General features: G+C 67.4%; 22 protein-coding genes and 1 tRNA gene. 18 read left to right on the top strand and 5 right to left on the bottom strand.

What is annotated here, in order from left to right; genetic code table 11:
- A partial coding sequence (locus FVW20_RS01200; protein WP_231038760.1) for a thiamine pyrophosphate-binding protein occupies positions 1-1314 on the bottom strand: 1314 nt, incomplete at its 3' end.
- A gap of 568 nt (positions 1315-1882) precedes the next feature.
- On the opposite strand from FVW20_RS01200, the gene FVW20_RS01195 reads away from it, so the two are divergent.
- Both FVW20_RS01195 and FVW20_RS01190 read left to right on the top strand, forming a co-directional pair.
- A tRNA-Thr gene (locus tag FVW20_RS01195) sits at positions 1883-1958 on the top strand.
- 486 nt (positions 1959-2444) lie between these two features.
- Positions 2445-2789 carry a PilZ domain-containing protein gene (locus tag FVW20_RS01190; protein WP_196607943.1) on the top strand — a complete coding sequence of 115 codons (345 nt, stop codon included), beginning with the start codon at positions 2445-2447 and terminating at the stop codon, positions 2787-2789.
- A gap of 258 nt (positions 2790-3047) precedes the next feature.
- On the opposite strand, the gene FVW20_RS01185 is transcribed toward FVW20_RS01190, so the two are convergent.
- Positions 3048-3617: an LOG family protein gene (locus tag FVW20_RS01185; protein WP_196607942.1), complete on the bottom strand. Its 570-nt coding sequence runs from the start codon at positions 3615-3617 to the stop codon at positions 3048-3050.
- A 677-nt stretch (positions 3618-4294) separates the two neighbouring features.
- The gene (locus FVW20_RS01180; RefSeq protein WP_012613004.1) at positions 4295-4618 is read right to left on the bottom strand and encodes an IscA/HesB family protein; all 324 of its coding nucleotides are present in this window, start codon (positions 4616-4618) and stop codon (positions 4295-4297) included.
- 261 nt (positions 4619-4879) lie between these two features.
- On the opposite strand from FVW20_RS01180, the gene FVW20_RS01175 reads away from it, so the two are divergent.
- Entirely contained in the window at positions 4880-5857 is a 978-nt protein-coding gene (locus FVW20_RS01175; protein WP_196607941.1) for a glycosyltransferase, read from the top strand.
- A 105-nt stretch (positions 5858-5962) separates the two neighbouring features.
- Here the strand turns inward: FVW20_RS01175 and FVW20_RS01170 are convergent, their stop codons facing one another.
- Both FVW20_RS01170 and FVW20_RS01165 read right to left on the bottom strand, forming a co-directional pair.
- The gene (locus tag FVW20_RS01170; protein WP_372434956.1) at positions 5963-6577 is read right to left on the bottom strand and encodes a DNA-3-methyladenine glycosylase I; all 615 of its coding nucleotides are present in this window, start codon (positions 6575-6577) and stop codon (positions 5963-5965) included.
- A complete protein-coding gene (locus tag FVW20_RS01165) occupies positions 6574-7053 on the bottom strand; it encodes a YbaY family lipoprotein (RefSeq protein WP_196607940.1) in 480 nt (159 codons plus the stop codon). The genes FVW20_RS01170 and FVW20_RS01165 overlap by 4 nt, the downstream gene beginning before the upstream one ends.
- Before the next feature lie 418 nt (positions 7054-7471).
- Here FVW20_RS01165 and FVW20_RS01160 point away from each other — a divergent pair, with 418 nt between their 5' ends.
- From FVW20_RS01160 to FVW20_RS01090, 15 genes are all read left to right on the top strand, one after another.
- Positions 7472-8548 carry an iron-containing alcohol dehydrogenase family protein gene (locus FVW20_RS01160; RefSeq protein WP_196607939.1) on the top strand — a complete coding sequence of 359 codons (1077 nt, stop codon included), beginning with the start codon at positions 7472-7474 and terminating at the stop codon, positions 8546-8548.
- Between the two features lie 389 nt (positions 8549-8937).
- A complete protein-coding gene (locus tag FVW20_RS01155) occupies positions 8938-10119 on the top strand; it encodes a DegT/DnrJ/EryC1/StrS family aminotransferase (protein ID WP_196607945.1) in 1182 nt (393 codons plus the stop codon).
- Between the two features lie 7 nt (positions 10120-10126).
- Positions 10127-12154 carry a cytidylyltransferase domain-containing protein gene (locus FVW20_RS01150; RefSeq protein ID WP_231038759.1) on the top strand — a complete coding sequence of 676 codons (2028 nt, stop codon included), beginning with the start codon at positions 10127-10129 and terminating at the stop codon, positions 12152-12154.
- Positions 12151-12846: a cytidylyltransferase domain-containing protein gene (locus FVW20_RS01145; protein ID WP_196607938.1), complete on the top strand. Its 696-nt coding sequence runs from the start codon at positions 12151-12153 to the stop codon at positions 12844-12846. The genes FVW20_RS01150 and FVW20_RS01145 overlap by 4 nt, the downstream gene beginning before the upstream one ends.
- A gap of 308 nt (positions 12847-13154) precedes the next feature.
- Positions 13155-14219 carry an N-acetylneuraminate synthase family protein gene (locus FVW20_RS01140; RefSeq protein WP_196607937.1) on the top strand — a complete coding sequence of 355 codons (1065 nt, stop codon included), beginning with the start codon at positions 13155-13157 and terminating at the stop codon, positions 14217-14219.
- 208 nt (positions 14220-14427) lie between these two features.
- A complete protein-coding gene (locus FVW20_RS01135; protein WP_196607936.1) occupies positions 14428-16110 on the top strand; it encodes an LIC12162 family transferase in 1683 nt (560 codons plus the stop codon).
- 144 nt (positions 16111-16254) lie between these two features.
- Positions 16255-16926 carry an acyltransferase gene (locus tag FVW20_RS01130; protein WP_196607935.1) on the top strand — a complete coding sequence of 224 codons (672 nt, stop codon included), beginning with the start codon at positions 16255-16257 and terminating at the stop codon, positions 16924-16926.
- Positions 16927-17112: 186 nt separating this feature from the next.
- Positions 17113-18648 carry a lipopolysaccharide biosynthesis protein gene (locus FVW20_RS01125; RefSeq protein ID WP_196607934.1) on the top strand — a complete coding sequence of 512 codons (1536 nt, stop codon included), beginning with the start codon at positions 17113-17115 and terminating at the stop codon, positions 18646-18648.
- 388 nt (positions 18649-19036) lie between these two features.
- Positions 19037-19816, top strand: a complete 780-nt coding sequence (locus FVW20_RS01120; RefSeq protein ID WP_196607944.1) for an HpcH/HpaI aldolase family protein — start codon at positions 19037-19039, stop codon at positions 19814-19816.
- A 175-nt stretch (positions 19817-19991) separates the two neighbouring features.
- Positions 19992-20906, top strand: a complete 915-nt coding sequence (locus FVW20_RS01115; protein WP_196607933.1) for an NAD-dependent epimerase/dehydratase family protein — start codon at positions 19992-19994, stop codon at positions 20904-20906.
- A 478-nt stretch (positions 20907-21384) separates the two neighbouring features.
- Positions 21385-22155 carry a 3-deoxy-manno-octulosonate cytidylyltransferase gene (kdsB, locus tag FVW20_RS01110; protein WP_196607932.1) on the top strand — a complete coding sequence of 257 codons (771 nt, stop codon included), beginning with the start codon at positions 21385-21387 and terminating at the stop codon, positions 22153-22155.
- 10 nt (positions 22156-22165) lie between these two features.
- On the top strand, positions 22166-22804 hold the full coding sequence (locus tag FVW20_RS01105; RefSeq protein WP_196607931.1) for an acyltransferase: 639 nt from the start codon (positions 22166-22168) through the stop codon (positions 22802-22804).
- Positions 22805-22971: 167 nt separating this feature from the next.
- Positions 22972-23877: a phosphoglycerate dehydrogenase gene (locus FVW20_RS01100; protein ID WP_196607930.1), complete on the top strand. Its 906-nt coding sequence runs from the start codon at positions 22972-22974 to the stop codon at positions 23875-23877.
- Positions 23878-24033: 156 nt separating this feature from the next.
- The gene (locus FVW20_RS01095; protein ID WP_196607929.1) at positions 24034-24669 is read left to right on the top strand and encodes an HAD family hydrolase; all 636 of its coding nucleotides are present in this window, start codon (positions 24034-24036) and stop codon (positions 24667-24669) included.
- A gap of 91 nt (positions 24670-24760) precedes the next feature.
- The coding region (locus FVW20_RS01090) for a TIGR04326 family surface carbohydrate biosynthesis protein (protein ID WP_196607928.1) at positions 24761-26722 on the top strand (1962 nt) is incomplete at its 3' end.

Below are 26722 nucleotides of genomic sequence, written 5' to 3'. Positions count from 1 at the left end.
GGCCTGGGCGGTGCGCATCTGGTGCTGGCCCACGTCGGTGGCCACGATGGCGTCGTGGTCCACGGCGTCGGCGGCGCAGCGGATCAGCCCGTACGGCGTGCGCGGGTCGTCCGCGCCGGGCATGACGAAGGGATGACGGCGGCGGCATTCCTCCACGCGGGTCAGCCATGCCTCTCGCCCGGCTTCCGCGCGGGGGCGCAGCAGGGGCAGCAGTTCGGCCAGGGCCAGGCCCACGTCGCCGGTAATGCCGCAGTGCACCGGCAGGATCTTGTCCAGTTCGCTCTCGTCGATGTCGATGTGGATAATGGTGGCCTGGGGACAGAAACGCTCTGCCTTGCCCACGGCCCGGTCGTCGAAGCGGGCCCCGGCCACCAGCAGCACATCGCATTCGGCCAGCAGCAGGTTGGTATGCCGCGCCGCGTGCATGCCCAGCATGCCGAGGGACAGGGGATGCCCGGCAGGCATGGCGCCGAGGGCCATCAGGGTCATCACCGTTGGCAGCCCGGCCCGTTCGGCCAGTTGCACGGCCATGTCCGATGCGCCGGAAGCCACCACGCCGCCGCCCAGATACAGCATGGGGCGTTTGGCGGCATTCAGCAGCCCGGCGGCGCGGGATATGCCCGCCGGGTCGGGCGCAGGGGGTGGCGCGGGCTGGCCCGGCTGCGGAGGATTGTCGAACACGGCCTGATCCACCGGGGCCATCTGGACGTTCTTGGGAATGTCCACCAGCACCGGGCCGGGGCGGCCCGACGCGGCAATGCGGAAGGCGGCGGGGATCACCTCGGCCAGTTCCTCCACCGAGCGCACCAGGAAGTTGTGCTTGGTCACGGGAATGGACATGCCGTAGATGTCCACCTCCTGAAAGGCGTCGCTGCCCACCAGGCCCAACGGCACCTGCCCGGTGATGCACACCACGGGCACGGAATCGAGCTTGGCGTCGGCAATTGCGGTCAGCGTGTTGGTGGCGCCGGGGCCGGAGGTGGCGAAGAACACGGCGGGACGCCCGGTGACGCGGGCCATGCCTTGGGCCATGAAGCCCGCGCCCTGCTCGTGCCGGGCCAGCACGTGGCGGATGGAACCGGCCCTGCCAAGGGCGTCGTACAGGGGCAGGTTGGCCCCGCCGGGAATGCCCGCGATGACGTCGATGCCCTGCCGCTCCAGCAGGCGGATGACCAGGTCCGCGCCGTTGGACTGGCGCTTTCGAGGGGCTGGCGCGGCGTCGGGTGCGGCGTCGGGTGCGGCGTCGGGTGCGGCGTTCCGGGGGGTGCCGGGGGGGGTGCCTGTTGCGCTGGGTGGTGTGGGCTGGGCTGGCATGTGCGCTCCTTCTGGTGTCCGGGCGGAGCCGGGAGAGGGTGCGCCATTTCCGCCGCGTCGCGGAAAAACGACAACCCCCGCTGGCTCGCGCCGACGGGGGTTGGACTGTTCTCTGCTGCTGAGACCTGCCCCGGCTACGGCGCGACGCGACGTACTACGCGTACGACGACCGCTACGAATACCGGGGCCTGTAGGCCGGTGGCGTTCGGAAGTGCGGTGGCTGCGGTGCGGCGCATGGGGCTATCGTCCTTGCGTTGGAGATGCGGAAAAAGCCTGGAAGACTATGGGTACGCAACTTTATGCCGCAGTTGACGCAACAGGTCAAGCGGGCAGATGTGGATTGACTGCACGACCAGCACATGGAAGCGCGACATCCGTACAATGCATTGCAGTGCAGGCGCCCGGCAACACCGTGCGTCGCCCTCCTGCCCCACGCCCCGCGCACCAGAAGCGTTCCCTCTCTGCACGGCTTGACGGCGATGGCGAAACAGGCTAGTCAACCGACCGCCGCACGCGATGGGCCGCTCATGCCCGCGCGCCCCTTGCGGCACTAGCTGCGCAAAGATCTGCCCTTGTAGCTCAGTCGGTAGAGTGCGTCCTTGGTAAGGACGAGGTCAGCAGTTCAATCCTGCTCAAGGGCTCCATTTCGGGCCGTCGGGAAACCGGCGGCCCGGCTTCGTTTCCGCCCCGTCTTCCCCGCCTGCCCTCGGCCACTCCCTCTGTGTCCGTCTGTACCTCTCGGGCCTGCCCACGTCCTGCGCGTGCCTGCCCCTGCTCCGTCCCTGCTCCGTCTGCCGTTGCGCCATCAACCGCCACGGGCTGTTAGCCTTCGGGCATGATAACCTGCGCCCGTCGCGCCATCCGTGGGGGCCGCGCCATTGCCCCAGCGGGCGACACGTCATACCATGTAACCATATGGTGGCCCTTGCGCGTCCCCACCCTCTCCGCCTCCACCGGCCCGCTCCCCCATCCGGGCCGCAACGCCTGCCGACCCGCGCCTGCTCCCTCCTCCATGGTCCGTCATCCCCCACGGCGTTCGCGCCAGCCGCACGGACAGGGTCGACACGCCGCCACGCGCGCAAGAACGTCGCATTTCGCGGCCCCGGGCCCTCAGCACGGAGGGATACGTCATGAAAGATCCCGTCGATGATCGCAGGGAACATTTCCGCATCAATCTCGCGACCGACGAATACGACTACCCGTGCCGCATCCGCTACGGCGAGCACGAGTACAAGGCACGGCTGCTGGACGTGAGCACCGGGGGCGCCCGGCTGCTGGTGTACGGCGGCGGCGCGGACCTGGGCGGCCCCGGCAGGGGCATGTACCTGCACGCCACCGTGAACGAGCCGGGGCACCTGCAGAACATCCCCTACCACACCCGCTGGTACCGGGGGAACGAAATGGGCGTGGAGTTCGAGCCCCCTCTGAACATGGACCGCGAGGAACTGCGCCGCTCCATGGATAACTGCCGCTGAGGGCGCACCGCAGCGCCGTCCCCGGCTTGCACGCTGCGAAGGCATGCGGACGGCGGCCCGCCCGCCGGGGGGGGGCGCATCACGAAGCCGCCACGCGCAACAACCCTGCCGCTCCCCGAGGAACGGCAGGGTCGTAACGGGTTGGCGCGGCCTTGGGGCATGACCTGTACCGCCCCCTCGACAGCCCGTCACGCCCGGAAACGGACCGGGTGCCCGGTCCGCTGGCGGGCTTTGACCGACTGCGCGAAATCGCCGGGGCTACAGCCCCCACTTCTCCACGGTTACCGGGGTATATGCGCGCATGGCAGACACCAGCCGGGACGGGTCCGCGTGGGCCATGACCATGTCCCTGTGTCCCTGGGGCAAAAAACGCTCTTCGATCATGTGGTCGATCATGCCGAAGAACGGCCCGTAGAAACCGCCCACGTCCAGCAACCCGATGGGCCGCGCTGGCGGGTAGAGCTGGCCTTCCACCCAGATCTCGAACAGTTCCTCCAGCGTGCCGATGCCGCCGGGCATGGCCACGAAGCCGTCCGCCAACCGGGCCATGCGGGCCTTGCGGCTGCGCATGTCGGGCACCACGTCGTGGCTGGTCAGCCCTTCGTGCAATTGCCCGCGCTCCACCAGTTTTTCCGTGATCACGCCGTGCACCTCGCCCCCGGCGCGCAGGGCCGCGTCGGCCACCACGCCCATGAGGCCCTTGGTGGTGCCGCCGTAAACCAGGCGGATGGACTGTGCCGCCAAAGTCTGCCCAAGGGCCACGGCGGCCTTCAGGTAGCCGTCGCCCCTACCGAAATTGGAGCCGCAATACACGGCGATGCTGCGCATGGCGAATGCCCTCGTTTGTGGCGTTGTCGCGGCGATGCCGTGATGATCCGATGCAGTGACGTTGCTGCCGGGCGGCGCACCCGCGCCCGCCCACAAGGGCGGTTACCTACTCCCCTGCGCCGCGGGGTGCAAGGGCGGAGCGGACGGGTGTGCCCAAAGCAGTGACGGCGAGCCCGCCAATACGCCTGACGCAGCTACACCTCTCGCTACCCAGAAAAACAACACGGGGCCGGACGTAACATCCGGCCCCGTGCACGTTCTTCACGCCAAGGCAGAAGCAAGAATACGCTCGCGCCCTGTCGCGACGGGATTTTCGTTCTCCCGCCATGCTGAAGCGATCAGCCAAGAGGCAGAGCGCCAGGGGCTGCTCCCCAATAGGATTTTCGTCCGTTGGCAAGGAAAACGAGCCCGCCACGAGGGAGTGCGGCAGCCGTTAGGCGAGCGAAGCGAACCTTACGGCTGGCGACCGCAGAGCGTATTCTTGTCGTATTCGACCGAGCCTTAGCCGTTAGGGGAGCGAAGCGAACCTCACGGACAAGGACTGCAGAGCCTTGGCAGGCGAAGTTTGACCGCTCTGCGCACGATCCCCGTAAAGCTCGCAAGCTCGCTTGACGGGCATGCTTCGCGCCCTTCGGGTCGGACGCCAACGGGGCGAAAGGACAATTGGGGTGCTGCCCTTAGCCGCAGCAGCTGCTGGAACTCCCGCACCCGCTGCAACCACCGCCACCACCGCCAAGCTGCACTTCGGAGGTCACGGCAAAGCCCATGGAGCCAAGGTCGATGTTGATGGCGCCGGACTGTTCCAGCAACGCGCCATTGACGCAGAAGGTGTAGCCGCCGGGCTCGAACACCTTGTCTTCTTCGCCGGGCTCGTCCAGGGCCAGGGCCAGGCGCGGACCGCTGCAGCCGCCGGGGGCCAGGTAGACGCGGATGGGGCTGCGTTCCTTGTCGGAGAAATAGGCATCAAGTTCCGTGCGGGCACGGTCGGTAAGCGTGATCATGAATTCCACTAACTCCTTGGTGTTTCTATAGATAAAAGCGATGCAAATAATTATAGACATCAATTTCCGCACTGGCAAGACACACCCCGTCGCCAAGCCCGGCAAGGGGCCACAAGAACCAGCAAATACGAGTAATGCTATTGCCTGCCCCGCCGTGCTGCGCTACGAATCCGGAAAGTGCACCCTCAGGCGGCCCCTCCCGGCGTACGGGGCGGGGCGTCCGGGGCAACGGCATCGCGGGCGACCGCCCACGGAGCAGCGATGGACTCCCCCGCCGTCAACTTCACCATCCCCACGTTCAATCGCCTGGAATTGACGAAACGCTGCATCTTTTCCCTGAAACGGCATGTGCACGTTCCGTCGCGGCTCACGGTGGTGGACAATTGCTCCACGGATGGCACGCGCGAATTCCTGATGAAGCTGCACGAACACGGCGTCATCGACCACCTGTACCTGCTGCGCAAGAACATGGGGGTATCCTGCGCGTCCAACTTCGGGTTCGACGTATGCCCGACGCCGCTGTACATGAAACTGGACAACGACATCGAGGTGACCGACCCCCGGTGGATTCTCGACATCCTCGACCTGTGGTCGGCCGATCCGGAGGTGGCCTTTCTGGGCCCGCGACTGGGCACGCCGCAGGCGGCGCTGTACGACGTCACCCTGCGCAGCGGGCGAACGGTCACCGCCACCCGGCGCAGCCTGACGGGCTCGGCCACGGCCATCTCGCGCGACGTGTTCAACGTCCTTGGCTACTGGAACGAGGATTACGGCCTGTACGGCGAGGAAGACGCCGACTACTCGCACCGGGCCAAGCTGGCCCGCTTCCTGCTCGTCTGCTATGCATCGGAGGGCCGTATACTGGACCTCGGCACGCCGCCCAGCACCCAGGCGGACTACAACAGCTACAAGCGCGCCCAGCGCCGCAAGAACCTCGTGCCGCGCACGGGCATCAACAGGTTCGCGCTGTATTGTTACCTGTACGAACACGGCATTCTGGAACTGTACTGCCCCCGCCGGTACCTGCCCGCCATCCACGGCTGCGACGTGGCGTTTTCCATCAATCCGGACTTCATGCTGCGCAAGAAGGTGGTCACCGCCTGCGCCCGCGCCATAGGCGCCCTGCCCGACGCCATGTTCGCCAGCGCCCTGGGCAGCGGCGACTTTGTCGCGTCACTGGCGGCCACGGCCGCGGAAGTACGCCTGCGCCACCAGCCGCAGGCCGCAGGTCAGGCCTAGCCCCAGCCGGGATATGGCCGGGCCTGCCCGGTTCGCCCGACGCACCCCGCACCGCCTGCCCGAAAGGCAGCCCTGCCTGGCCGCCCCGCCCCTGTCCATTCCAGGCTATCCCATCCGCCCCCGGCGCTCCGCCGCCACCTCGGCATGGCGGAAGCAACTGGTCAGGTGATCGTTGACCAGCCCCGTGGCCTGCAGGTGGGCGTAGATGACCGTGGACCCCACGAACTTGAAGCCCAGTCGCTTCAGCTCCTTCGACACCGTGTCCGACAGCGGCGTGGTGGCGGGCACCTGCGCCAGTTCACGCCACTGGTTGCACACCGGGCGGCCATCCACGAAGTTCCAGATGAACGCATCGAAGCTGCCGTGGCGGGCCTGCACGTCCAGGAACAGCCCGGCGTTGTGCACGGCGGCCTCCACCTTCAGGCGGTTGCGCACGATGGCGGCATCGCCCAGCAGCCGTTCCACGTCGGCCCGGGTGTACCGGGCCACCACGGCGGGGTCGAAATCGGCGAACAGGCGGCGGTAGCCTTCGCGCTTGCGCAGGATGGTCAGCCACGAAAGCCCGGCCTGCGCCGCCTCCAGCACCAGGAATTCGAAGTGGATGCGGTCGTCGCGCACGGGCACGCCCCACTCGGTGTCGTGGTAGGCGGTTTCCTCCGGCGTGCGCGCCCACGGGCAGCGGATCATGCCGGTGTGTTCTTCCGGCACGGTCCCGCTCATCGGGTCATCTCCAGCATCAGCTCCAGATAGATCGGGTTGCCGTGGGTCAGCACGTACTGCGGCGCCGCGGTGCGAAACCACACCCGGCCCGGCCCGCCGCCCGTGCCCGGCTCGAACAGGGTGGCCTCGACCACGTAGTTGCGGCGCTGGTCGATGCGCGCGGCGTCGAAGTCGATGCGGTACGGCGCGGGCACCCGCACCGGCGCAGGCAGTTCCACGCGGGCCAGCTCCACCCCTTCCCCGCCGTCTGTCACGTCCAGCAGCCGCACCTCGCCCTGCACCGAAAGCGGCAGCAGGATGCGCTGGCGAAAGGTTACCGTGCCCGTCACCATGGCCAGAGCGCCGGGCCGGTACAGTTGCAGCTTTTCGCTGCACCCGGCCAGCAGCGCCGCCAGCACCAGCAGCGTCACCAGCGCCGAAAGCCCGCGCGCGGCGGACCGGTTGCGCCGGGTCATGGTATTGCCGTCGTCGTTCATGCATCCTCCCCTATGACTGTTGAATGTTCCATTCCACCACTCCCCTGCCATACCCGCGCGGCCAAGGCCAGCATTGTGCGCTGCACCGGCCCCTTTCCCATTGACTTTGGCACGCCGAATCCTTACTGCTGCATCCGTCGCGAGTCCCATCCACTCCGTTCCACCGGGCACCCCCGGCGGCAGCACGCGGCCACACCCCGCCCGGCATCGCCGGCCACCCCCATGCATACCCCCGCACCGTCCTGCCTTCTCCGCGTCCCCGGTCCGCCGGGCCGGTCCTTTACGCACGCCGCGCCGCCGGGGCATTTCCCCGGTCAACCGCCTGCCCCACATATTTCCGGGCATCTTGCCCGCCCCCGCGAATCCGCCTAGAATGCGCGGCGCGGTGTACCTTCCGCTCAACCCCCAGGAGACCACCATGTACCGCAATACCAAGAACGTTCCCTTCTACATCCTCGGCAAGGGTTCCTTCGCCCAGCTGGGCGACCTTGTGGACGCGCGCCGCGCCGCCGTGGCAGGTCCCGCCGTGTTCTTCGTGGACCACTACTTCCGGGGGCGCGAGCTGGAAGGCCGCCTGCCCAAGAAGGACGGCGACCTCGTACTGTTCGTGGACACCACCAGTGAGCCCACCACCGAGCAGATCGACGACTTTGCCGCCGCCACGCGCGCCCATGACAACCGCCTGCCCTGCACCGTCGTTGCCATCGGCGGCGGCGCCACCCTGGACGTGGGCAAGGCCGTGGCCAACATGCTCACCAACCCCGGCCAGGCCGCGGACTACCAGGGCTGGGATCTCGTCAAGAACCCCGCCCCGCACAAGATCGGCGTGCCCACCCTGTCCGGCACCGGCGCAGAATGCTCGCGCACCTGCGTGCTGCTGAACGCCAAGCGCGGCATCAAGCTGGGCATGAACAGCGACATCACCATGTACGACCAGCTGCTGCTGGACCCGGAACTGACCCGCACCGTGCCGCGCGACCAGTACTTCTACACCGGCATGGATACCTACATGCACTGCATCGAATCGCTGCGGGGCAGCTACCGCAACGTCATCGTCGATGCCCTGGCCCAGAAGGCCGTGGACATGTGCGAGGAAATCTTTCTCTCCGACGACATGATGGCCGAGGAAAACCTGGAAAAGATGATGATCGCCTCGTACCTCGGCGGCATGAGCGCCGGTAACGTGGGCGTCATCCACCCCATTTCCGCCGGCCTCTCCGTGGTGCTGCACACCCACCACGGCATCGCCAACTGCTACGCCCTCAGCGTGCTGGGCGAATTCTACCCCGAAGACTACCCCAAGTACGCCCGGATGATCGAACGCCAGGGCGTCAACCTGCCCAAGGGCCTGTGCGCCAACCTTTCCGATGACCAGATGAAGGCCCTGGTGGCCTCGTCCGTGGTGCACGAAAAGCCGCTCACCAACGCCCTTGGCCCCGACTTCCGCAAGATCCTCACCGACGAGAAGGTCATCTCGCTGTTCAAGGCCATGTAGGGCCGGGAAGGATTTCTACCGGGGAGCGGACCTTTTGACGCGTTGCGGTCCTCATCCGTAAGGTTCGCGCCCTGCGCTCACCTAACGGCTGAGGCAAAAGGGTCTCCCTCCCCGGCCCCCTCCCCCCAAAACTTTTCTCATGGGCAACCATGCTGGCGGTACTGGAAAAACAACCACCGCACAGTTGGCCCCCTCACCTTGCCCGTATCCTGCCCGTATCGCACGCAGTGCGGTACGGACAGGCATAAGGGGTCAAGGGACGGCAGCCGTTATGTGAGCGCGTAGCGCGAACATTACGGATAGCGATCGCAAGGCGTCACGGACCCCTTGCGGGGCGCGGGGCAGAGCCCCGCATGCAAATCCAGTTCTCGTTGCAGGAGCATGGACAGATGGATATCAAGGTGAATTTCAGCGGCCGCGCCCTCTACTATACGGAGGACGAAATTGCCGTGGTGGCCGAGGCCATGCGCACGGCCGAGACCCTGACCCAGGGCCGGTACATGCAGGAGTTCCAGCGCAAGTTCGCGGAGTACCTGGGCGTGGAGCACTGCTTTGCGGTGATGAACGGGGTATCGGCGCTGGAGTTGTCGGCGCAGTTGTGCCGGTTCAAGCCGGGCGACGAGGTGGTCATTCCCTCGCACACGTTCACGGCGTCGGCGTACCCGTTCCTGAAGAAGGGCGCGAAGCCGGTGTGGGCGGACATAGACCTGAAGACCCGCGTGGTGACGGCGGAAAGCATCGAAAAGGTGCTCACCCCGCGCACCAGGGCCATCGTGGTGGTGCATCTGTACGGCTATGTGGCGGACATGCCCGCCATCATGGAACTGGCGCGCTCGCGCGGCATCCTGGTGGTGGAGGACACGGCCCAGTCCATCGGGGCGGACGTGGACGGCAAGATGTCCGGCAGCTTCGGCGACTTCGCCATCTATTCCTTCCACTCGCACAAGAACCTGACCACGCTGGGCGAGGGCGGCATGCTGGTGGTGCAGGACCCGGAACTGGCCAAACTGGTGCCCGCGCTGCGCCACAACGGCCACTGCGGCTTCGACTACGAGCGGCCCGACTACTGGGTGCCCGCCATGGGCAATGTGGACGTGCCCATGATCGACGGCGAGATGCTGTGGCCCAACAACTACTGCATCGGCGAGATCGAGTGCGCGCTGGGCATCAAGCAGCTGGAGCGCATCGACCGCATCAATGCGGAAAAGCGCGAGCGCGCCGTGCGCTTCATCGACGCGCTGGCCGACTATCCGGAGCTGGAATTCCACCGGGTGGACACCACCCGGCACAATTACCACCTGCTGGCCGCGCGCATGACCAATGGCAACCGCGATGCGTTCATCCGCACCATGTTCAACGACAAGGGCGTGAAGTGCGTGGTGCAGTACTACCCGCTGAACCGCTATCCGTTCTACCAGCGCCTGGGCTACGGCGCGGCGGACTGCCCCAACGCCGACACGTTCTTCGACAACATGATCTCCTTCCCGTTCCAGCACTGGCTGACCGAGGCGGAATTCGACCACATGCTTGCCGCCACCAAAGACGTGCTCGACGGGCTGCGCAAGGGTTAGCGGCACCATGACCGCCCCCCGGCGCTGCATCGTCATTCCCGCCATCAAGAAGAATGCGGTCATCCCCGACCAGCTGGTAAAACGGCTGGCCGGGGTGACCCTGATCCAGCGCGCCATCGACACGGCCCGGTCCGTGGCCGAGGCGGCGGACATCGTGGTGGTCACCGACAGCCAGGAAATAGCCCTTGTCTGCGAGCGCAACGGCGTGCGCCACCACTACAACGCCAGCCTGCGCTTCACCTCGCTGGACATCGTGCGCGAACTGCGCGGCGTGCTGGATGATCTGGCCGCCACCTATCCGTACCTCGTCATATACCGGGCCAGTTGCCCATTGCTGACCGGCCACGACATCGACGACGCCTTCGACCGCTTCCGGAACGAAGGCGCGGACGTGCTGGTGACGGTGAAAAGCATCCGCCAGCGGGTATGGGAAAAGCGCGACGGCAGCCTGGACGCCATCCTTGCGGATGACGGAGCGGATGACGGGGCGGATGGTGGCCCGCAAGACGGGCAGGAAGGCGACGCAAGCGCAGGCAACACGCCCGCCGGATCTGACGGGTCAGGCGGGGTCGCCGGTCACGCGTCCCCCAGCCGCGAAGTCTACGTGGAAAGCAAGGCGCTGGTCATGCTGCGCGCATCCGCCCTGGCCCCCGGCGCCACCCCGCGCGTGATGCCCTATTTCCTCAACGACCGGGCCATCGAAATCAACAGCTACCAGGACTGGTGGCTGTGCGAAAAGCTGCTGGAGCGGCGGCACATAGTGTTCGTGGTGGCGGGGTATCCTGCCATCGGCATGGGGCACGTGTTCCGCGCCCTGATGCTGGCCCACGAGATTTCCGACCACAAGATCACCTTCCTGTGCACCCGCGACAGCGAGCTTGCGGTGAAGAACATCGCCGCGCGCGACTACCGCACCTACATCCAGCAGGCGGATGATCTTGCCGCCGGGCTTGCACCCGGGCTCGCACCCGGGCTCGCACATGACGTGCTACGCCTTGCACCGGACCTGGTAGTCAACGACATTCTGGACACCGACGCGGACTACATGCTGCGCCTGAAGGCCGCCGGGGTGCGCACCGTGAACTTCGAGGACGAAGGCCCCGGCGCTGCCCACGCAGACCTTGTGGTCAACGCCCTGTACGAGGAAAAGCACGAAGACCCGCGCCTGCTCTACGGCCACCGCTACTTCTGCCTGCGCGACGAATTCATCGCCGGTGAACGCAACCCGTTCCGTCCGCAACCGCAGCGGGTGCTGGTCACCTTTGGCGGCACCGACCATTCCGACTTCACCCGGCGTACCCTGGACGTCATAGAGCCGCTGTGCCGCGAGCGGGGCATTGCCATCAGCATCGTGGCCGGGCCGGGCTATGCCCACCGCGAGGCCATGCAGGCGCACGTGGATGCCCTGAGCTCGCCGCTGGTGGAATTCACCCACGCCACCAACGTCATGTCGCGCAAGATGGAAGGGGCGGACATCGCCATCTGTTCCGCCGGGCGCACCGTGTACGAACTGGCGCACATGCGCGTGCCCGCCATCGTCATGGCCCACCACGAGCGCGAGGCGCGCCACACCTTTGCCCGCGCCCGCAACGGCTTCGCCTACCTCGGCGTGATGCATCCCTTCCGCGAAGGGGCGTTGCGCCGGGCCTTCACCCGCATGCTGGACGAAGGCTTTCGCCGCACCCTGCACCAGCGCATGCAGCGGCTGGACTTCACCCGCAACAAGGCCGGGGTGGTGGCGCGCATCGGCGCCCTGCTGGCCCCCGCGCAGGGCGGCACCGCGCCGCGCAGGCCGTCGTACATCGACGAACTGCCCTTCGGCCCGGATTTCGACCTGCGCAGCGCGCTCATCGAGCAGTCCGCCAGCGTGGAAGGGGTTGTGACCGCGCACGCGGCGCCCCCCGCATCCACGGCTTCCACTGGCGTCCCCTTGTCGGGCACGCACGTTGTGCCCGTGGTGCCCGCAGCCGCTGGCGCGTCAGACACGCCCAACCGGTCCGGCACGCCGCGCGGCCCGCACGGAGATTCCGCATGAGAACCGTCGCCCTCATCCAGGCCCGCCTGGGGTCCACCCGCCTGCCCTGCAAGACCATGCTTTCGCTGCACGGCCTGCCCGTCATCGACTGGGTGGTGCGCCGCACCCGCAAGGCGCAGCTCATCGACGAGGTGGTCGTGGCCACTTCCGACCGGCCCGAAAACGACGTGCTGGAGTACCACCTGGCGCGGCAGGGCGTGGCCGTGTTCCGCGGGCCGGAAGACGACGTACTGGAACGCTTTCGTCTGGCCGGCGCCGCTCACGGCGCGGAGCAGGTGGTGCGCATCTGCGCCGACAACCCGCTGATCTGGGGCCCGGCCATCGACGACCTGATCCGCTTCTGGCGCAGCGAAAACGCCGCCGGGGCCTGCGACTACGCGTACAACCACATCCCGCGAGGCAACAGCTACCCCGACGGCCTGGGCGCGGAGACCCTGTCCTACGCGCTGCTGGCCGACATCGCGGCCAGGGCAACCCTGCCCGCCCACCGCGAGCACTGCCTGTCGTACATCTGGGACAACCCCGACCAGTACCGCATCCGCACCTTCGACCCGGCCAATCCCGCCCTGCGCCGCCCGGACCTGAAGCTGGACATGGATACCCCCGAAGACTACCGCGCCCTCGCCCTGCTGGATATCCACCCGGACATCACCCCCGAAGAGATCGTGGCCCTTTTTCCGCCCAAGGGGTAATGAGAGGGCAAGCGGGGAGACGTTACGCGGGGGGAGGGAGGAAGCCCCTTTTGCAAAAGGGGCTTCCTCCCTCCCCCGCACCCCCTCCCTCCTTCCCCAAAAACTTTCTTTTGGCCCGTTGCATCAGAGTCGTGGAAACCCGCCCGGTTCCTTCACCAACAGGGTAATCCAAACCGCAACACAGCTTTCCCCGGCCCACCCCCTTTGAAAAGTTTGGGGGGATGGGGGTCCGGGGGAAGGCGACCCTTTACAAAGGGTCCCTTCCCCCGGAAAATCAATCATCCGACCACACCACAAGGAGCACGACCATGCGCCTGACCGAAATATTCAGCAGCAAGCCTGCCTGCGCACGCAGCGCGGGCATCCAGCGTCCGTACATCATTGCCGAGGCGGGCGTGAACCACGAGGGCAGCATGGACATTGCCCGGCGTCTGGTGGACGAGGCCTGCGCGGGCGGCGCGCACGCCATCAAGTTCCAGACGTACAAGGCGGCCACGCTGGCGTCCAAGGATTCCCCGGCCTACTGGGACACCACCAAGGAGCCGACCAGGAGCCAGTACGAACTGTTCACCCGGCACGACAAGTTCTGGAAGGGCGAGTTCGAGGCGCTGAAGAAGCACTGCGACAGTGCGGGCATCGAGTTCATGTCCACGCCGTTCGACGTGGAGTCGGCGAAATTCCTGAACGACATGATGGACGTGTACAAGATCTCGTCGTCGGACATCACCAACAAGCCGTTCATCGAGTTCATGTGCGGGTTCGGCAAGCCCATCATCCTGTCCACGGGCGCGGCGCACCTGCACGAGATCGCCGAGGCGGTGGAATGGATAGAGGCCAAGGGCAACCCGCTGGCCCTGCTGCACTGCGTGCTGAACTACCCCACGGACGACGTGAACGCGGCGCTCGGCATGATTCCGGCGCTGCGCCAGCACTTTCCGCAGCACGTCATCGGCTACTCGGACCACACCCTGCCCCGCGACATGAAGGTGCTCGAAGTGGCCACCCTGCTGGGCGCGCGCATCCTTGAAAAGCACTTCACCCACGACAAGACCCTGCCCGGCAACGACCACTACCACGCCATGGACAAGGACGATCTGGCGCGCTTCAACGCCTCGCTCGACCGCATCCTGCCCATGGTGGGCCTGTTCACCATCTCCGCGCTGGAATCCGAGGCCCCGGCCCGACGCAACGCCCGGCGCAGCCTGGTGGCGGCGCGGCCCATTGCGGCGGGCGCCGTGATCACCCGCGACGACCTGACCTGGAAGCGCCCGGCCCACGGCGTGAGCCCGCGCGAGATCGACGCGGTGCTCGGCAAGCGCGCCCGCGCCGACATCGCGGAAGACACCGTGCTCCAGTGGAGCCATCTGGAATAACCGGCAGCGGCCATGCGGGCCGGGCATTCCCCGGCCCGTGCCGAACCCGGAACCGGCCCGCGGCCCGATCGTGACCAGGCATCTTCCGTTTTCCGCGCAACCCGCGCAACGCACCTGACCGCCCGAAGGGCTGGCGGGCCGACATCCGGCACCGCTCGCCGCACCCGCCGGGCCTTCACGAAACACCGCGCCCCGCGCGCAGCCGCACATGACCCAACGCCGTACCCTCGTCCTTGCCGTCGCCCCCGACGATGCCACCCCCGACACCCACCTGATGGCCGGACCGTGGTGTTTTCACGGACGCGAGGACGCCTTTCCCGACTGGGACACCCGCTTCACCTTCGGCCCCGACCCGTACGCCAGCGGCGACGAGGTGGCCGCCGCCATCGACGAGGCCAACAGCTACGCCATTTCGCGCATCCCGGACCTTGCCCTGCGCCTTGGCGCGCACCATGGCGCCGACCTGCCGCGCGACTTCTGGGACCTGACCCTGTACCCGTGGTTGACCCTGTGCTGCCAGATGCTGCACGAGCGCCAGCGCCGCGTGCAGGACATGATCCGCCTGTGGGGCACGGAAGAGCTGGACGTCCCCCTGCTGCCGGGCGACTGCGCCTTTTCCTTCGAGGACAGCCACCAGTTCATCCTTGCGGGCGCGCAGGACCAGTTGTTCAACTGGTGGGTGTTCTCGCGCATCCTCGAACCGCAGTTGCCCGCCGCCTGGCGGGCCGTGCATGCCGAGCCGGTAACCCGCCATTCCGGCGCACCCGCCGAAGGCGGCCTGCGCAGCCTTGCGCGGCGGCTGCTGTACGCGCTGCCGTTTCCGCGCATCAAGGGCTTTTCCACCCTGCAATCGCTGGCATTTTCCATGGCGTTGCTGGGGCCGCGCACCTGCGAGGACCGCACCATCCCACTGGCCCAGCTCAAGGGCCGCATGCCGGTGTGGCGCTTCGAACCGGACGACATCATCCTGCCGTCCATCCCCCGCGCCCTGTGCCAGCAGCGTCTGCCCCGCACCGTGCGGCAGCGCCGCCCGCGCACCCGCGTGGTCAACGTGGCCTCGTACCACGACGACGCCTACCGCATGCGCGTGGCCCTGGACCGCGCCGCCGGGACGCGGCTGGTGTTCATCCAGCACGGCGGCAACTACGGCCACATCCGCGAATCCGCCGTGGTGCCCTTCTACGAGTACCGCCAGCACGCCTTCGTCACCTGGGGCTGGACCAGCCACGCGCCGTTCCGGGGCAATTACGTGCCCCTGCCGCACGCCCAACTGGACCGCATCAAGGACAGCCACGCCGACCGCACCGGCGCGCTGGTGCTTGTGGGCGCGGAAATGAGCCTGCTCTCCTACCGGCTGGATTCACGCCCACAGCCGCTGCAATGGCTGGACTACCGCCGCGACAAGGCGCGCTTTCTCGCCGCCCTGCCCGACCACGTGCGCGCATCCGCCCTGTACCGACCCTATTTCCAGACCATGAGCGGGCTGGACGACGGCCCGTGGGTGCTGCGCCGCTTTGCCGACGTGCGCCGTTGCGAAGGGAGCCTTGACGAGCACATGCTGGGCTGCCGCCTGCTGGTGCTGGACCACCACGGCACCACCCTGGAACTGGCCATGGCCGCCAACACCCCCACCGTGCTGTTCTGGAACCCCGAACACTGGCGCGTGGGGCGCGAAACCGCCGCCGCCCTGGCCGAACTGGCCGCCGTGGGCATACACCACGCCACGCCCGACGCCGCCGCCGCGCACATCTGCCGCGTCTGGCCCGACGTGCAGGGCTGGTGGCAGAGCGAAGCCGTGCAGCAGGCCCGCCGCAACTGGTGCGCCCAGTACGCCATGACCACCCCCTGCAGCATCAACGGCATCTGGCTGGACGCGCTGCGCGGGTTGTAAGAAAAGAAAACAAACCGGGAAATTTGCGGGGGAGGGGCACCCTTTGGAAAGGGTGTCCCCTCCCCCGCACCCCCACCCCTCCCAAACTTTTCAGTTGGGGTATGCGGAAAGCAGGCGCGAAAAGAACGCGCAAAGGTCGGGGACATGGGCGGATTCATCACCAAGGCGCTGCGCAAGGTGCGCGAAGAGGGGCTGACCCCGCGCGACATCGTGTCCTACGGCTGCATGGCCGTGCACCGCACCGCATCCTGCCTGTGGGGCACGGTGCGCATGCGGCTGAAGGCCGCGCTGTTCGGCGTGCGACTGGGCGGCGGGTGCGAGTGCTGCGGCGCCATCATCCTGCAACGCTGGCCGGGCAGCCGCATCGAACTGGGGCGCGGGGTGGGCATCATCTCCTCGTCCCGGCGATGCACGTCCGCCACCATCCACGCGCCCACCCGGCTGCGCACCTTTGCGGGCAGCGCCGCCATCCTGATCGGCGACGGCGTGACCATGAACGGCACGGCCATCACCGCCCGCTCGCGCACCATCCGCATCGGCAAGGGGACCATGATCGGCCCCAACTGCGTGATCACCGATTCCGACTTTCACGCGCCGTGGCCGCCGGAAACGCGCCTGACCACCCCGGCCTTCGAGCGCGACCGCGGCGTGACCATCGGCGACGACGTCTGGCTGGGCATGCGCTGCATCGTCCTGAAAGGCGTGACCATCGGCGACGGGGCCATCGTGGCCGCGGGCAGCGTGGTCACCCGCGACGTGCCCCCCGCCACCCTTGTGGCTGGCACGCCCGCCCGCGTGGTGCGGCAGTTGCCGTAGCCCCCCGCGTCGCCCTCGTTCCCTTTTTCCCCGATGCGGTGTATGCGCTCGCGCATCATACGCATGACATATTTCCCGCTCCCATCACCCCATTTGAAAAGTTTGGGGGGATGGGGGTCCGGGGGAAGGAGACCCTTTTTAAAGGGTCCCTTATCCCGGTAACTCTTCCCCAACCAGCCCCACCCCATGACCCAACAAACCCTTGCCAAGCGATACGCGTTCAAGCTGCTGGCGAACGTGGCGTCCATCCCGGTGTACCTGACCATGGAGGCGGTGCTGCCGCGCGCCCTGGGCCCCACGGGGTACGGCAACTACAGCTTTGCCACGAACATGTTCCAGCAGTTCGCGGGCTTCCTGGACATGGGCACCTCCACCTGCTTCTACAACGCGTTGTCGCGGCGGCAGCAGGAATTCGGGCTGGTGTCGTTCTACGTGCGGGTGGCGGCGCTGGTACTGGCCATCACCATGCTGTTCTCGCTGTCGGCGTACGTGCCGGGGCTTGGGCAGTGGCTGCTGCCAGACGTGCCCGCGTGGATCGTGCCGCTGGCGGCGTTGTGGGCGTTCCTGTCGTGGTGGGGGCGGGTGCTGCGCTCCATGAACGACGCGCTGGGGGTGACGGTGTCCAGCGAGATTTCGCGCACGGTGCTGAACCTCGCCAGCGTGGGGGCGTTGCTGGCGCTGTTCCTGCTGGGCTGGCTGAACATGGGCACGCTGTTCGCGCACCAGTACGCGACGCTGATCGCACTGGCGGTGGGGTACGCCATGGTGTTGCGCGGGTGCTGGCCCACGGTGACCTTCCGCATGCCCAAGGACGAGCGGCGGGCCTACACGCGCGAATTCGCGGACTACAGCACGCCGCTGTTCGTGCAGGCGCTGGCGTCCACCGTCTTTCTGGTGGCGGAACGCTGGCTGCTGCAAACCTTCAACGGCAGCGCGCAGCAGGGGTTCTTTGCCCTGTCGCAGAAGGTGGGCATGGCCTGCTTCCTGTTCGTTTCGGCCATGACGCCGCTGGTCATGCGCGAACTGTCCATTGCCTGGGGCAAGGGCGACCGGACTGAAATGGGCAGGCTGATGGACCGCTTTGCGCCGCTGCTGTTCACGGTGGCGGGATATTTTTCGTGCTTCACGGCCATGGAGGCCCCGGCGGTGGTGCGCATCTTCGGCGGGGCGGACTACGCGGCGGCCATCCTGCCGGTGCAGATCATGGCCCTGTACCCGGTGCACCAGGCCTACGGGCAGCTTGCCGGGTCGGTGTTCTACGCCACGGGCCGCACCCGCACCATGCGCAACATGGCGGTGACGGAGTACATACTGGGCTTCGGCCTGTCGTGGCTGCTGCTGGCCCCGGCGGACAAGTTCGGCTTCGGGCTTGGGGCCATGGGCCTTGCGGTAAAGACGGTGCTGGTCCAGTTCCTGTCGGTCAATTTCATGCTGTGGATGAGTTCGCGGATCATCCCGCTGAACTACCTGCGCAACGTGGCGCATCAGGCGCTGTGCCTGGCCTTTCTGGCCGGGGCGGCGTGGGCCTGCCGCAGCCTGACCATTGCCACGGGGCTGGGGGACGCGCAGGACATCGTGCGCTTCTTCGTTTCCGGCGTGATCTATTCCGCACTGGTGGGCGGGGCGGTGCTGGCCGTGCCGCAACTGGTGGGCCTTACCCGGCAGGACCTGCGCGGGCTGGCCAAGCGGGCGCTGGGGCGGTTCCGCAAGTCCGGGGCGTAACCGCGCGGGGCGTCCTGCCGAAAAATCGGGCCGGGGTGCCGCATTCACACAGTATCGGCACCCCTTTCTTGCCCACTACCGGCATATTGCACCCCGCATCGTGCGCGGATATACTGCCACCGCCTGAAAAGCCCCCCTGCCAGGCCGCGCGGTGCGGCCCACACACGGGGGCCACGGGACAACGGGCTACGGGGCGCGCACCGGCAGCAACAGCATGGCCGTGACGCGACCTTGCGCAACCGGACGCGACCTTATGCAACGGGACGCGACCCTATGCGACCTTGCGCAGCCCGGCCCGCGCGGTTTTCACATCACCGACGGACGCCACCGCGCCCGCCCCACACCATCCGGCGGCTTTGCCGCCGCACCGCACGCGAACGCAACCACCATGATCACCGCACGCGACATTCGGGAAAAGATGCGCCGAGGCGAAGCCACCATCGGCACCTGGATGCAGATTCCTTCCACCGACGTGGCCGAAATCCTTGGCCGGTCCGGCTACGACTGGGTGGCCGTGGACCTGGAACACGCCGCCTTCACCCGCAGCCAGCTGCCCGACGCCTTCCGCGCCATCGAGCTTGGCGGGGCCGCGCCCTTTGCCCGCGTGGCCGAAGCCACCCTGACCGACATCAAGGCATCGCTGGATTCCGGCGCGCGGGGCCTGATCTTCCCCATGATCGAAACCCGCGAACAGCTGGACGCCGCCATCGGCTGGGCGCTGTACCCCCGCACCGACGGCCCTTCCGGCGTGCGCGGCGTGGGCTACTGCCGGGCCAACCTGTTTGGCCGCGAGTTCACGCCCTACGTGAACGAAACCGCACGCGACACCCTGTTCGTGGCGCAGATCGAGCACATCCGCGCGGTGGACAACCTGGACGCCATCCTGTCCCACCCGCGCCTGGACGCCATCATGGTGGGGCCGTACGACCTTTCCGGCTCCATGGGGCTGACCGCGCAGTTCGACCATCCGGACTTTCTCGCCGCACAGGACCGCATCGCCGCCGCCGCGCGCGCCCACGACGTGCCCATGGGCCTGCACATCGTGCAGCCCGACACGGCGGACCTTGCGCGCCGCATTGGCGAAGGCTACCGGTTCATCGCGTGGTGCATTGATGCGGTGTTTTTGTACCGCAATTGTACTTGTCCGCCCGCTGGCGGTGCCGCGTAGTTCCGGCACCTGACTTGTCCTTTCGCTGACTGAAGGACAGGACCACTCCGGGCCACGGCCCCACGCATCACAACAGCAACCGAATCCATACGGACCGCACCGCGCCCCGGAACGGCGCGCCGGGCCACCCCGCCCACGGGCGGCATGGGGCACAGCCCCGAAGGGATGCAGCACAATGAAGATCACCTTTTTCGGCGGGGCCGGGTTCCTCGGCTCCCACGTCTGCGACAAGCTTTCCGACGCCGGGCACGAAGTCACCATCGTGGACCTGCGCCCCTCGCCCTACCTGCGCAGCGACCAGCGCATGGTTGTCGGCAACGTCCTTGACGAGACCGCCGTGGACGCCGCCATCGCCGGGGCCGACGCCGTGTTCAACTTCGCGGGCATCGCCGACATCGGCGAAGCCAACCGCAAGCCCGTGGACACCGCGCGCATCAACGTGCTGGGCAACGTCATCCTGCTGGAAGCCTGCCGCAAGGCCGGTGTTTCACGCTACGTGTTCGCCAGTTCGCTGTACGTGTACGGCAAGTCCGGCGGGTTCTACCGGTGCAGCAAGCAGGCCTGCGAATTGTACATCGAAAACTACCAGGCCATGCACGGGCTGGACTACACCATCCTGCGCTACGGTTCGCTGTACGGCCCCCGCGCCGACCGCCGCAACGCCATCAACCGCTTCGTGGCGGAAGCGCTGGAAACCGGGGCCATCACCTACTACGGCAGTCCCACCGCCCTGCGCGAATACATCCACGTGGAAGACGCCGCCCTGTGCACCGTGGAAGTGCTGAAGCCGGAATACGCCAACGAGAACATCGTGCTCACCGGCAACCAGCCCATGCGCGTGGGCGACCTGTTCAAGATGATCGGCGAAATGCTGGGCAAGGAACTGAACGTCGCCTACCAGCACGACCCCAACAGCGGCCACTACCAGGTCACGCCCTATGCCTTCATGCCCAAGGTGGGCAAGAAACTGGTGCCCAACCTGACCACAGACCTCGGCCAGGGCGTGCTGCGCGTGATGGAAGAAGTCCACCGCGAACTGCACCCCGACATGCACGACGTGGGCGGCTACCTGCTGCCCCGCGAGGAGTAGGACGCAGGCCGCAGATTTTGGAAAGGAAGAGCTATCGGGGAGGGGACCTTTTGGAAAAGGTCTCCCTCCCCGAACCCCTCCCCCCAAAACTTTTCAAATGAGGGTGAAACAAAGCCGCGCCCACATCCCCCACAGAAAGGTCGCTGCTTTTTCTTCCCAGTCCTAAAATTGCCTTTCTTCCTTATACCCCGCAGCGGTCTTCCGCTGCGGGAGGCTGGTGCGGGGACGATGCAAGGAATTACGAGTTTCGTCGCCGGGCAAGGCGGATTGGCATTTTTGAGCGGAGCATACTCCTGTATGTGAGCATCAAAAATGCCAAGCCAACGCCGCCCGGCGGCGAAAGACGGATTCTGCAAGCAGCGTATCCGCAGCACCCTGAGCGCCACTCCACCAATCCAACAGGCCGGGCCTTTCCCCGCCTTTCCACCTCACCCACACCAGACATTTCCCGGCGCACCGCGCCGCCAAAGGAGCAGCCATGAACATCGTCGCCATCATCCCCGCCCGCATGGGCTCCAGCCGCTTTCCGGGCAAGCCCATGGCCGACATCCACGGCGTGCCCATGGTGGGTCACGTCACCTTCCGCACGGCCATGAGCCCCACCCTGACCGCCACCTACGTGGCCACCTGCGACCAGGAAATCCAGGACTACGCCGAAGGCGCGGGCCTGAAGGCCGTCATGACCGGCGACCACCACGTGCGCTGCACCACCCGAACCGCCGAGGCCCTGCTGAAGATCGAGGCCACCACCGGCAAGCGCGTGGACATCGTGGTCATGGTGCAGGGCGACGAACCCATGGTCACCCCCGACATGATCGACGCCGCCATCGCCCCCATGCTGGCCGACCCCGCCGTCAACGTCACCAACCTGATGGCCCGCATGGAAACCGTGGAAGAGTTCGAAGATCCCAACGAGGTCAAGGTGGTGGTGGACCTGAACTCCGACGCGCTGTACTTCTCGCGCGAGGCGGTTCCCTCGCGCAAGAAGGGCGTCACCGACGTGCCCATGCAGAAGCAGGTGTGCATCATCCCCTTCCGCCGCGATTACCTGCTGAAGTTCAACGACATGCAGGAAACCCCGCTGGAAATCATCGAATCGGTGGACATGATGCGCATCCTCGAACACGGCGAAAAGGTCCGCATGGTGCCTACCGACAAGCGCACCCTCAGCGTGGACACCCCCGAAGACCTCGCCCGCGTGGTGGACATGATGGCCGAGGATTCCCTGCGCCTCGTCTACACGAAGTAACGGAGCCGACATGCCCACGCCGCACATGCCGCGCATGCCCGACATGTCGCGCCTTGCCGCCACTGCCGAGGAACTCTGGCTTTCGCTGTTCGCGTGGATTCCCACCGTCATCGGCGTGGGCGCGCGCCTTGTGGCGTGGCAACCGCTGTTCTGCCACTGCGGCCGGGTGCGTTTCGGCCAGTCGGTGACGGTGCAGGGCTGCCGCAACATCGCGCTGGCCAACGGCGTGCGCATCGGCAAGGGCTGCCACCTGTACGCCCGCACCGGTGCGCTGGAACTGGGCGAGAACGCGGCCCTCAACGTCAACGTGGTGGTGGACGCCGACGGGGGCCACATCCGCATGGGCGCCCACGTGACGGTGGGCCCCGGCACGGTCATCCGCGCGGCCAACCACAGCTTCGACCGCACCGACGTGCCCATCATGTTCCAGGGGCACGAGTACGGTGAGGTGACCATAGAGGACGACGTGTGGATCGCGGCCAACTGCACCATCACCCCCGGCGTGCACATCGGGCGCGGGGCCGTGGTGGGGGCCGGGGCCGTGGTGACCAGGGACGTGGAGCCGTACACCGTGGTGGGCGGCGTGCCCGCGAAACCGTTGCGCAAGCGCGGCGTGCACGAGCGGGCGGCTACGCCTCCGGAGGCCTAGCCGGCAGTGCGAAGCGTCAGGCTAACACGCGAAACAACTGGCAAGCACGCGAAACAACAGGCGGTCAGGCAGCCCCGCGCCGCCCCGCAGATCAGAATGAAACCGACACGCGCCGCATACCGCGCGACATGCCGAGGGGCCATGCCCCCGGCAAAGGACAACGAATCATGAAGGTAGCCATCACCACCTCGTCGTTCGCCAAGTTCAGCGACGAACCGCTGCGCCTTTTGCGCGAAGCGGGCATGGAGTACGTGCTCAACCCCACGGGCCGCGCCATCACCGAAGACGAGGCCATAGAACTGTTGCAGGGCTGCATCGGCGTAGCCGCGGGCACGGAGCCGCTGACCCGCAGGGTGATGCAGGCCCTGCCGGAGCTGAAGGTCATCTCGCGCTGCGGCACCGGCATGGACAGCGTGGACCGCGCCGCCGCGACGGAACTGGGCATTGCCGTGCGCAACACGCCCGACGCGCCCACCCAGGCCGTGGCCGAACTGACCCTGGGCTACGCGCTGGACCTGATGCGCCTTGTCAGCCGCATGGACCGCGAACTGCGCGCGGGCACGTGGAAGAAGCGCATGGGCAACCTGCTGGCGGGCAAGAAGGTGGGCCTGATCGGCTTTGGCCGCATTGGCCGCGCCACGGGCAAGCTGTTCGAGGCCTTCGGCTGCGAGGTGGCCTTTGCCGACCCGTTCGCCGAAAGCGACACCAACGCAAAGATGGAAATGGACGCCCTGCTGGCCTGGGCGGACATCGTCTCGCTGCACTGCTCGAAGCCGGAAGGCGGCGGGTACATCCTGGACGAACGCCGCCTTGGCCTGATGCGCCCCGGCACGTGGGTCATCAACGCCGCGCGCGGCGGGCTCATCGACGAAGCCGCCCTGCATGCGCTGCTGGCCTCCGGGCATCTGGCCGGGGCCGCGCTGGACGTGTTCGCCAAGGAACCCTACGAAGGCCCCCTGCGCGACCTGCCTAGCGTCATCCTGACCCCGCACATCGGCTCGTACGCCGTGGAAGCCCGCGTGAAGATGGAAACCGACACCATCCGCAACCTGCTGGACGCGCTGCCCAAGTAGGCAGAAAACAGCGGCAGGGAGCGCAGGCGAAGGCTCTCGGCGGCAGACCTTGGCCGTCGGCGCCCATTCCGACGGCCTGCCCCGCGCCATATACCGTTTTCCATGGCCCGCCCCGTCCCCAGTGTGCGGACGGGGCGGCCATCACCAAGGAGTACCATGCCCCTTTCCTGCATCGTCTTCGACTGCGACGGCGTCATCCTGGAAAGCGTGAACGTGAAGACCGAAGCCTTCGCCCGCGTGGCCGAACCCTTCGGCGCGGACGCGCGCGACCGTCTGGTGGCCTACCACATGGAGCACGGCGGCGTGAGCCGCTACAAGAAGTTCGAGTGGCTGTTCACCGAAGTGCTGGGCCGCGAAATCACATCCGACGAAATGGACGAGTTGGGCCGCAGGTACGCGGACTATGCCTTCGAGGGCGTGCTGAACGCCCCCATGGTGCCCGGCGCGCACGACGTGATCACCGCGTGGCATGGCCGGGTGCCGCTGTACGTGTGCTCCGGCGCACCGCACGAGGAACTGGTGCACATCCTGACCGAGCGCGGGCTGGCCAGATACTTCGAGGCCATCTACGGATCGCCGCCCGGCAAGACCGACGTGCTGCGCCGCGCCGTGGAAAAGGCTGCCGTTCCCCCGGCGGAAGTGGTGATGATCGGTGACGCCAAGACCGACATGACCGCCGCCGAAACCGTGGGCACCCTGTTCTATGGCCGGGGCGAAGCCTTTGCCGCCACCCCGCACCCGTGGGGGCATGACCTGACGGGGCTTAATGCGTGGCTGGAAGGCCTCTGCTAAAGCTGGAACGACCGCTGCATCTTGCCGGGGAGCCGCACGCCACACCGGCGCGGCTCCCCGTGCCTTTCGCACCCGCCGCAAAGGAGCCTTCGTGACCACCTTCATCCTGCTGGATGGACCAGACGCCCCGCCCCGCCCGCAACCGGAATCCGACGGCCTGCCCCCGGTGGTGGCCCACTGGGCCCGGCGCAACGTGCCGCACGGGCATCTTTCGGTGCCCGCGCTGGTAGAGGCGCACTTCACGGACATCCGGCGCGAGTACGTCACCTGGGCGCACGAGGCCGGGCTGACCCGTCCGGCACGCTCCACGCGCAACCTGCGCGAACTGCTGGCCGTGGGCGACACCTTCTCGCACTGGTGGTTCACCACGCTTGCCGAGAAGCATCCCAAGATCTGCCGCAACCTGTACGAAGTGACCAAGCTGCGCGCGCTGGAACTGGTCATGGAGGACGCCCGCGCCGACCATGTCTGCCTGGTCACCGACGACACGGTGCTGGCGGGCATCCTGCTGCGCTTCTGCGCGGCCACGGGCCGTCGGTTCGAACTGCATCCGGCCAAGGCGGAAACCGGCAGCGAAGCAAATGCGCAAGCCGCCGCCCCCCGCTCTGCCAAACAGCGGCTGGCCGCCCTGTACCATCGCCTGCCCGCCCCGGTGCAGGCCGTGGCGCGCCTTGGCGCGTGGCTGCTGCGCGAAAAACGCCTGCTGCCCGCCGCGCCCGAGGCCACGGGCAAGGCAAGCATGCCCGCACACCCGCGCCCCGGCACCGTGGCCACCTATTTTCCCAACATCGACGTGCAGGCCGCCAAGCAGGGCCGCCTGCGCTCGCGCTACTGGGAAAGCCTGCACGATGCGCTGGACCCGCAGCAGGGCGGCGTGCACGGGGTGACCTGGCTGTTCATCTTCGAACCCACGCCGCACTATTCGCTGGCCGACGCCATCCGCCTGCGCGACGAATTCCGCGCCCGCAGACAGGACGGCATCGCCTTTCACTTCATAGAGGAATTCCTGACCCCGGCCACCATCGCCCGCGAAGTTGCGCACTACTGCCGCATGGCCTTTCGCACCGCGCGCCTGACCCGCCACGTGGCCGGGCTGTGCCGCCTGCCCGGTTCGCGCATGGATTTCTGGCCGTACATGACCCGCAACTGGGCGGAATCCACGCGCGGCTGGCTGGGGCTGCAACGCCGCCTGATGCGCGCCGCCTTCCGCCGCTATGCCGCCGTGTGCGCGCCGCAGGAGTGGACCATCTTCCCCATGGAAAACCACCCCTGGGAAAAGTCCCTTGCCCATGCCATGCACGAGGCGCGGCGCGGCCCGGTGTACGGCACCCAGCATTCCACCGTGCGCCCCACAGACCTGCGCTACTACGAGGACGCCCGCGCCTTTGCCGAGCCGGACGCCGCCGCCACCCTGCCCGACCTCATGTGCTGCAACGGCCAGGGCGCGCTGGGCCACATGCGCGACGCGGGCATGCCCGCCGAACGGCTGGGCGAAATCGAGGCGCTGCGCTACCTCTACCTTGCCGATGCAGCTGCGGCTCCCGCCGCGTCCGCCACCGCGTCCGCCACCGATCCCACTGATCCCACCGATCTCACTGATCGGGGCGACACCCCCGGCAAGCCCACCCTGCTCGTGGTCACCAGCTTCTTCACCGACGAGACCGACAACCAGCTCGACGTGCTGGCCGAGGCTGCACGGGCAGGCACGCTGGACGGGTACGACATGGTGGTCAAGCCGCACCCCAACCTGCCCGTGGAAGGCCGCCTTGCCGCGCGCTTTCCTTCCGGCGGAGCGCCCCGGGTGGTGAACACGCCCGTGGCCCAGCTGCTTGTTCCTGGCACCATCGTATGGGCCGCCAACTCCACCACCGTGGCGCTGGAAGCCGCCTACCAGCGGCTGCCCCTCATCGTGCAGACCGCCGCCAACGACTTCAACATGTGCCCGTTGCTGGGCGTGCCCGGCACCGCCTTCGTGGCCACCGCCGACGACCTCGCCGCCGCGCTGGCCCACCCCGCACCGCCCGACCTGCCGCCCGGCTTCCTGGCCCTGGAC

The sequence above is a fragment of the Nitratidesulfovibrio oxamicus genome (assembly GCF_015731765.1).
In the GTDB taxonomy this organism is placed as follows: Bacteria; Desulfobacterota; Desulfovibrionia; order Desulfovibrionales; family Desulfovibrionaceae; genus Cupidesulfovibrio; species Cupidesulfovibrio oxamicus.
Note: the sequence above shows the minus strand (reverse complement) of the source record. Positions and strands in the feature narration are given on the sequence as shown.

Coding starts and splice junctions, on each gene's coding strand:
- FVW20_RS01190 (WP_196607943.1), top strand. CDS start 2,445: ATGAAAGATCCCGTCGATGATCGCAGGGAACATTTCCGCATCAATCTC.
- FVW20_RS01185 (WP_196607942.1), bottom strand. CDS start 3,617: ATGCGCAGCATCGCCGTGTATTGCGGCTCCAATTTCGGTAGGGGCGAC.
- FVW20_RS01180 (WP_012613004.1), bottom strand. CDS start 4,618: ATGATCACGCTTACCGACCGTGCCCGCACGGAACTTGATGCCTATTTC.
- FVW20_RS01175 (WP_196607941.1), top strand. CDS start 4,880: ATGGACTCCCCCGCCGTCAACTTCACCATCCCCACGTTCAATCGCCTG.
- FVW20_RS01170 (WP_372434956.1), bottom strand. CDS start 6,577: ATGAGCGGGACCGTGCCGGAAGAACACACCGGCATGATCCGCTGCCCG.
- FVW20_RS01165 (WP_196607940.1), bottom strand. CDS start 7,053: ATGAACGACGACGGCAATACCATGACCCGGCGCAACCGGTCCGCCGCG.
- FVW20_RS01160 (WP_196607939.1), top strand. CDS start 7,472: ATGTACCGCAATACCAAGAACGTTCCCTTCTACATCCTCGGCAAGGGT.
- FVW20_RS01155 (WP_196607945.1), top strand. CDS start 8,938: ATGGATATCAAGGTGAATTTCAGCGGCCGCGCCCTCTACTATACGGAG.
- FVW20_RS01150 (WP_231038759.1), top strand. CDS start 10,127: ATGACCGCCCCCCGGCGCTGCATCGTCATTCCCGCCATCAAGAAGAAT.
- FVW20_RS01145 (WP_196607938.1), top strand. CDS start 12,151: ATGAGAACCGTCGCCCTCATCCAGGCCCGCCTGGGGTCCACCCGCCTG.
- FVW20_RS01140 (WP_196607937.1), top strand. CDS start 13,155: ATGCGCCTGACCGAAATATTCAGCAGCAAGCCTGCCTGCGCACGCAGC.
- FVW20_RS01135 (WP_196607936.1), top strand. CDS start 14,428: ATGACCCAACGCCGTACCCTCGTCCTTGCCGTCGCCCCCGACGATGCC.
- FVW20_RS01130 (WP_196607935.1), top strand. CDS start 16,255: ATGGGCGGATTCATCACCAAGGCGCTGCGCAAGGTGCGCGAAGAGGGG.
- FVW20_RS01125 (WP_196607934.1), top strand. CDS start 17,113: ATGACCCAACAAACCCTTGCCAAGCGATACGCGTTCAAGCTGCTGGCG.
- FVW20_RS01120 (WP_196607944.1), top strand. CDS start 19,037: ATGATCACCGCACGCGACATTCGGGAAAAGATGCGCCGAGGCGAAGCC.
- FVW20_RS01115 (WP_196607933.1), top strand. CDS start 19,992: ATGAAGATCACCTTTTTCGGCGGGGCCGGGTTCCTCGGCTCCCACGTC.
- kdsB (WP_196607932.1), top strand. CDS start 21,385: ATGAACATCGTCGCCATCATCCCCGCCCGCATGGGCTCCAGCCGCTTT.
- FVW20_RS01105 (WP_196607931.1), top strand. CDS start 22,166: ATGCCCACGCCGCACATGCCGCGCATGCCCGACATGTCGCGCCTTGCC.
- FVW20_RS01100 (WP_196607930.1), top strand. CDS start 22,972: ATGAAGGTAGCCATCACCACCTCGTCGTTCGCCAAGTTCAGCGACGAA.
- FVW20_RS01095 (WP_196607929.1), top strand. CDS start 24,034: ATGCCCCTTTCCTGCATCGTCTTCGACTGCGACGGCGTCATCCTGGAA.